Source organism: Mycobacterium sp., from assembly GCF_032162605.1.
Classification (GTDB): domain Bacteria; phylum Actinomycetota; class Actinomycetes; order Mycobacteriales; family Mycobacteriaceae; genus Mycobacterium.
The window spans coordinates 1-5,802 of the sequence record NZ_JAVROT010000442.1; the positions used below are offsets into that span (position 1 = coordinate 1).

Consider the following 5,802-nt stretch of genomic DNA (forward strand, 5'->3'; position numbering starts at 1 on the left):
TTGAGATGGACTTTCAGTGTGTAATCGTCGACGGTCTGGACTGTGTCGAGGAACTTCCAGACGAAGTTCGTCTGACCGGCCGCCTTGACCGAGTACTGGGGGGAGTTCTTGTCCCACATCCGGCGGATGTTGTATTCGACCGCCTGCGCATTGAGTGGTGTGCCATCGTGGAACTTCACCCGATGTCGAATGTGAAAGGTGTAGTCGAGGCCGTCTTTTGAGATAACCCACGACTCGGCCAGCGCCGGCTTCAGTGGAGGCACCGTGGCCTGATCCGATGGGATCGTCAGATCCTCGTCCACGAGCGGTTCGAACATCTGCCGGTTGATCCGCCAGGTCACCCAACCACCCGCAACCTGAGGATCGAGGATGTCCGCCTCGGACTCGATGGCGATCACGAAGACATTGCCGGTATGCACGGGTCCGCGTGAGCAGCCGGCAAGTGCGGCAATCCCGAGTAGCAAGACGAAGCCGGTCGTGAACAGTCGTTTAACCTTGTCCCACAGACGGTTTCGCGTTCCATGCGTCATCCGTGGATCCTTCGGGTTGAGTGCGAACGTCGTCCCGGTGTGCACTGCGCCACGGCGCGCGGTGATGTTTGGCGACATCGGAGTTCACGGTAACCAAGTCGGCGGCCTCGGCGGTATCCGTCATCCGACGTATTTGTCGATGCCGGCAAAGCCCATCCGGCGACCGGTCAGAGACCGGCGACTCGACCCGGCTGGACCGACGGGACGACGCCATGCAGATCGACGAGTTCGAGCTCCGTAGCGTGTACCGCCGCGGCAACTCGATTGGCCACACCGAGTTTTCGCAGCACCCGTTCGACGTGGGTGCTGACCGTGCGCGGCGACAGGAACAGCCGGTAGCTGATCTCGGCGTTGGACAGCCCACCGCGCAGCAACGCGAGGATCTCTCGTTCCCGAGGGGTCAGACGGGCACCAGCACGCCCCCGCATGCGGACCACGTACTTGGTGAACAGCGGACGCACCGTCTCCACGAGGCATCGACTACGCACCGAGAACTCGGGACGCTCCATGTTGGCCTGGCACATCCCGACCACGTCTCCGGCGCTGTCGTGCAGCACCATGAGGAAGCCATTGGTGAACCCCGCCGGACGCAGAACTTCCGCGCCGCTGTACGAGTCGGGGAATTCGGGCACGTCATCCCAATCCCAAACCCGACTGTGATCGGCGAACTGCTTGAAGAACTCCGGCTTCGACTGGATGTCCGACGTCAAATACCCTGCAACGGCGTCCGAGTACCCGACCGAGTTGACGAGGCTGAACCCCCTTGTCGCAGGTGTCTTGTAGGCAAGTAGAAATGTGTCGCAGCGCGCCTCGATACGGAGATAGTCGATGGCACCGCGGACTCTGACCTCGGTGTCGGTGGAGACCATGTCGGCGGCAATCGCGGCGAAGTCCCGAGTTGTGTTTCGCGTCCGAGTCATCTCGCGTCTCCACCCACCTCGTGCCCCATGGCGTGCCCACCAAGTGGACAACGGGCGGGCTTCAACGAGGTTCGGTGCCTGTTACCTCGCCGTTAAGGCGAACGTGACATGGCCCACAACCCGGGCGACGCGAGCTCGCCGAGCCGCCGCTGATCGAGACGGGGGTTGCTCGGTGTGGCACTCAGCAGGGCCCACACCACGGTGCTGCGCGTCTGGCCGGCCGGACGGCTGAACGCGGCGAACGTGTCCGACCCGTCGCGCACCGTCGCGAGGTTCGGTGCCACCACGGTGATGTCGGTGCCTGCGCCGCAGAGGGCCCCATCGACCGCCGACACCGCCCGCAGCGGGGTTTCGAGCCAATTGCCCGGCACCAATCCAAGACCCGTCGCGACGATCTCGGTGCCGTCGAACGCCGGTGTATCGAGGACCGGCAGCGGCGGTGGCTCGGTCATCGTGACGTTGACGAATAGCAGAGGACCCCAACGTGCGAGCGGCAGCGTGACGGATCGACGTCCGTCGCCGACGAACCCGGCTCGCAACGTCCTGCCCGGGTCGGTCACGCTGTCGAGCACGCCGCCATCCTCGCTGAAGGCGCAGGACAGGTGCGGACACCTGACATTGCCAGTGCTTCCGCAGTGCACCGGGATGGACGCGCACCCACCGAACGGCCGCGCGTTGACGGCGGCGACCAGACCGTCCTCGGTACGGCGCACGTGGGTCGCGTGGTGCCCGATCGTCGCGGGCAGCACCGCGCCGACCTCGGCCAGCTGGCCCTCCAGCCCCACACATACCCACGTCCCCGTCCAATCCGCCTTGTCGGCGGATGAGTGGCGTCCCGTCGACGCGGGCAGAAGCAGGTTGCGCGACGCCGCAGCAGCGTTCATCAGCCGCCGATCTGCTCGGGCAGGTGGAAGTTCAGGGCCGGAGTCGACTCGAAACGACCACGTGAACGGATCTCCGCTGCCTCTGGTGCGGGCAACGGTCCGTCCCGCATGAAGTGGTTGAGCACGTTCGCCGTCAACGTCGAGATGTTGTTGTCGTAATCGTTGTGAGACAGGCTGCCGCAGTACGAGATCGAGCTGAACGACCACACCGCACCGCCATTGGGCGTCTCGTGGAACGCCATGTCGGCGCGAATCCGCGGGTGCTGGGTGCCGGTGAATCCGGGAGCATTGGTCAGGATCAGCTCGGTCACGGTCAGATACGCGTCGGTGTGGAGTCCGGCCGACGTTGCGACGAGCAGCGTGTGCGGTGGCGACCCGAGAGTGGTATCGACGTGATCGAGCTCGGCGCCCGCCGCGCCTCCGCCGACCAGGCCGAAGTCACCGAGACGCTCGCCGTAGGTGATTCCCTCGAAGGCCCATGCCACGCGTGGATCTTCACTCTCCGGCGTGCGCTTGAAGTAGGTCGAGACGTCGAATCCCTGCGCCACCATCGACGTTCCACTCACCGCAGCCATGTCGCGTCCGAGGAATCGCCACATCCCACCGAGCTTGCCGTCGCTCTGGTGGTAGTACTCGCCGGGCTGGGCCTGCCACGGCCGGATACCGGATTCGCATCGCCGTAACTCGGTAATCTCACCGCGTCCGTACCCGGGGTGAAAGGTGTGGCGCCAGTAGAACCCGTCGCCACCCAGGTACATGAATCGACCGCCGCGATCCTTGTACGAGTGGACGGCATCGAGGTAGCGGCCATCCTTGTGCTCGGGGTGCGACCCGGTCAGCAGCACGTTGTAGCCCTCGATCCTCTCGAGGCCGTCGTAACTGATGTCCTCGTCGGTGATGACGTCGAACTCGTAACCCATTTCGGTGAGCCAGTCGATGAGATGCAGATCCGCGTTGAACTGCCACGGCGCCTGGGTGATCACCGAGTCGCACTTCGGCCGGAAGTTGAGGATCGGCCGCAGCCGCGACGACACGTGCACACCGGACCCGTCGCTGTGGGTGTCGTACAGCGAGTATCCGTACTCCCGGTGCACACTGAGGAAGACGTTCTGCGGTGACATGATCGGGGTGCGGTAGATCAGAGCCTCCAGACTGCCGAAGTTGCTGGCCTGGTGCTCGTTGGCGTACGCCATGTAGTCGGTCGTCGACATGATCACGGCGATCTTTGCCTGCGGCTTGCCAAGTGGGGTGCGGACCATGAACGGGACGTAGTCCTCGTCGCCGTCGACCGTCGTGAGCTTCATTGCGTAGACGGCGCTGGACAGGTCTTCTGGCACGGTGACGGTGAAGTCGACCGCCCAGCGCGCGTCGTCGACGTCATCGTCGTGGAAGTGGATCGCGCCGTATTCGCCGGCGAGCGCCCCCCAGGACGTCTGCGCACCACTCCAGTTGTGGCCGGTCATTGCGCGGGCAGGCAGGCCGACGAGTTCACCGGCGAACCGGTAGGGCCCGCAGTCCACGATCGTGCGGGTCGGAATCTCCAGGCCGAAGTCCCATGACGCCACCATGGCAGCACCGAGATCAGCGGACGGTCCGACGCCACGCCGTTCGTCCATCCCCGGTGCGGCACCGAGCTTCATGGTCTCGATTTCGAGCCTGGTGAGCACCCGCGAACACAACCGTGCCGAGTCGATCTTGCCGTTGTAGTGGTCGGTCATCACCCAGCCGTGCGGTTGCAGCGACGCGCCGTCGGATTCCGTGTGGGTCGGATGAGCGGCGAACGTGAACGGCACGGCGGTGTGGGTAGCGCGTTGGCTGAACACGGTCTCGACGGGCTCGGGGGTGGGATCGAGGGCGTAGCGCACCTGGGGCTCGTGGTGGAGGACGGCACGTCCGGTGGCGGCGTCGAACGTCGCCGCGATGAAATGCCATGCGCGGTCGCGAACCGGTTCGGCGGCAGTCAGCGTCTGATCGTCGACGCGTAGGCACACGCGGCCTGACGAATCGAGGAACAGCCCGTAACCCTGGTGCTCGGCCCACTTGCCCATGATCGTCTGCGGCCCTGGCGACCAGTAGCCGTCGACCTTGGTCGGCATGGTCGGCCAGATCCAGCACTGCATGGTGAAGCTGTCCACGCGCAGCGGTCGGCGATCCAGCACCATGCCGTAGGAGCCCGCATGTATGGTCTGGGACCGACCGGGGTAGGTGCCGTTCACGGGCGAGTCGATGATCTCCTCCCTGAAGCCCGGCCCGCTCGGATGTGTATCGCCGTGGATCAGTTTGACCAGCTCGGCACGATAGGAATCCGGTCCGTCGCAGTTGACGAAGAAGTCGACGCTGTCGCCCTGTTCGACCGACCACTTGCTGCCGTACCCCGTCAGTCGCAGGAGCGACGGATGAGTTCCCGTGTCCGTCACGCTCCCCAGTTCTCCCCTCGCGCCTTCCACGCAGGTGTGCAGTGCTCGGGCATCCCGTCCTCGGCGGGGTATTGGGCCAAGCGCATCGAGAAGATCGTGGCCTGCGCGGCCTGTTCATCGGTGAACACCTCGTCATCCACGAAACTCGGTGAGACACCACGTATTCCGGACAGACGAGCGATGCGCCACTCCTGCTCGAGTTTGGTGCAGACGATGACGAGCTTGCCACCGAATGCACCAGTCGGCTGCATCCGCATCCGGGTCAGTACGCGGTCCAACTGGACGTCGTCCCGGATGCCACCTCGAGGACCGATCGAGCTTCCAGGCCCTTCGGTGCGCAGTACGGAGAATCCGGCCACTCCGTGAAAGTCCTCGACGCTCGCCTGGACCTCGTCGAGCATCTTCTGCCGGGTCGCGTCGTCACGCGGAATCGGGATCATGCTCCTACGCTAGGCACTCCCAGCGCAGGAAACCATCGGGCAAATGACGGATATCCGAGGGTTGTCGGGGCAGTCTCACAGCCCGGCGAAGCGCTCCTTGACCATTTCGGGCGTCAGCCCGTAGTCGTCCAGCGAGTAGGTGTGCTTGGGCGCCCTCGGACCCTTCTGGCTTTCGACGTGACTGTCGGTGATCGCTTGGCGGGCGGCGTCGGTGAAGTCGATGCCGAACTTCTGGTAGATGCTCTCCACGACCGAGATCGGGTCCTTGATGAACTCGAAGTAGTCGAGGTCGTAGAACTGCGCCGGGTCTTGTTTGGCACGTTCGGCATGGAACAACTCCAGGCCCCGCGACCACGTCTCCAGGGAGTCCTGCCCGATGACCTCGTTCGTGAAACCATTCGACCAGCCCTCGGTGGTGTGCTGGGCCAATGAGCACATCGACGCCATGATGGTCTCAGCGGGCCGGTGGCACTGCACCACCAGCGCATCGGGGTAGGTGGCGAACAACGCGTCGAGCGCGAACAGGTGGCTGGGGTTCTTCAGCACCCAGCGCTTCTCGGCATCGTTGAGTCCGATCAGCTGAAGGTTCTTGCGGTGCCGCTGATACGGCT

At 64.4% G+C, this 5,802-nt stretch carries 6 protein-coding genes; all 6 read right to left on the reverse strand.

Features of this window, described 5'->3' with window-relative positions; genetic code table 11:
• A partial coding sequence (locus QOI01_RS24700; protein ID WP_526385656.1) for an ABC transporter substrate-binding protein occupies positions 1-608 on the reverse strand: 608 nt, incomplete at its 3' end.
• A gap of 89 nt (positions 609-697) precedes the next feature.
• Positions 698-1,450, reverse strand: a complete 753-nt coding sequence (locus QOI01_RS24705) for a response regulator transcription factor (protein WP_526385658.1) — start codon at positions 1,448-1,450, stop codon at positions 698-700.
• Between the two features lie 92 nt (positions 1,451-1,542).
• On the reverse strand, positions 1,543-2,334 hold the full coding sequence (locus tag QOI01_RS24710; RefSeq protein ID WP_526385660.1) for a Rieske (2Fe-2S) protein: 792 nt from the start codon (positions 2,332-2,334) through the stop codon (positions 1,543-1,545).
• On the reverse strand, positions 2,334-4,751 hold the full coding sequence (locus QOI01_RS24715) for a N,N-dimethylformamidase beta subunit family domain-containing protein (RefSeq protein WP_526385662.1): 2,418 nt from the start codon (positions 4,749-4,751) through the stop codon (positions 2,334-2,336). Before QOI01_RS24715 ends, QOI01_RS24710 begins: the two co-directional genes overlap by 1 nt.
• A complete protein-coding gene (locus QOI01_RS24720) occupies positions 4,748-5,191 on the reverse strand; it encodes a N,N-dimethylformamidase alpha subunit family protein (protein ID WP_526385664.1) in 444 nt (147 codons plus the stop codon). The genes QOI01_RS24715 and QOI01_RS24720 overlap by 4 nt, the downstream gene beginning before the upstream one ends.
• Before the next feature lie 75 nt (positions 5,192-5,266).
• The coding region (locus QOI01_RS24725) for a sulfotransferase (RefSeq protein WP_526385666.1) at positions 5,267-5,802 on the reverse strand (536 nt) is incomplete at its 5' end.

Bases quoted from the DNA above. Each gene is read 5' to 3' on its own strand.
- QOI01_RS24705 (WP_526385658.1), bottom strand. From the start codon at position 1,450: ATGACTCGGACGCGAAACACAACTCGGGACTTCGCCGCGATTGCCGCC.
- QOI01_RS24710 (WP_526385660.1), bottom strand. From the start codon at position 2,334: ATGAACGCTGCTGCGGCGTCGCGCAACCTGCTTCTGCCCGCGTCGACG.
- QOI01_RS24720 (WP_526385664.1), bottom strand. From the start codon at position 5,191: ATGATCCCGATTCCGCGTGACGACGCGACCCGGCAGAAGATGCTCGAC.